The organism is Vibrio sp. 1641, assembly GCF_033339995.1.
GTDB lineage: Bacteria > Pseudomonadota > Gammaproteobacteria > Enterobacterales > Vibrionaceae > Vibrio > Vibrio alginolyticus.
This window is the reverse complement of the sequence record NZ_JAWOVP010000335.1, coordinates 1-595: the sequence shown is the minus strand read 5'-3', so window position 1 is coordinate 595 and position 595 is coordinate 1. Positions and strand designations below refer to the sequence as shown.

At 46.1% G+C, this 595-nt stretch carries 2 pseudogenes; both read left to right on the top strand.

From position 1 onward, the window contains the following. A pseudogene (locus R7Z47_RS25840) lies at positions 1-220 on the top strand (RNA degradosome polyphosphate kinase); the annotation flags it as partial. Further along, positions 204-595: pseudogene (locus tag R7Z47_RS25835) on the top strand (exopolyphosphatase); the annotation flags it as partial. The pseudogenes R7Z47_RS25840 and R7Z47_RS25835, both read left to right, overlap by 17 nt.

Here is a 595-nt window from a genome sequence, read left to right as displayed (position 1 = left end):
TCCTGTTCGTGATCCACGTTTGAAACAGAGAATTATTGATATAACTAACATCCACTTTACCGATACAGTAAAGGCACGTTTGATAGACAAAGAGATGAGCAATAGCTATGTACCGCGCGGAAACCGTAAAAAAGTTCGCTCACAAGTTGCCATCTACGACTATCTTAAAAATATAGAAAAGCAAACAAGAAGACAAAAGTCAGATGTCTCAGATACTTGAACAAGATGAACGCTACATTGCCGCGATCGATCTCGGCTCTAATAGCTTCCACATGGTGGTGGCGAAAGTGGTCGGCAGCGACCTACAGCTCATCAGTCGCCATAAACAGAGGGTTCGTTTAGCCTCTGGCCTAGACAGTGAATTGAATTTAAGTCACGCCTCCATGGAGCGAGCGTTGGAGTGTCTTGCGATGTTCGCAGAGAGGCTGCAAGGCTTTGAGGAATCCAATGTGCGCATCGCTGCTACACACACGCTAAGAAGAGCGAAAAACGCGCATTTGTTTATCCAACGAGCAAAAGCAGTCATGCCGTTCCCGATAGAGATTATTCCGGGAGAGGAAGAAGCGCGCCTAATTTATTTAGGTGTCGCACACAC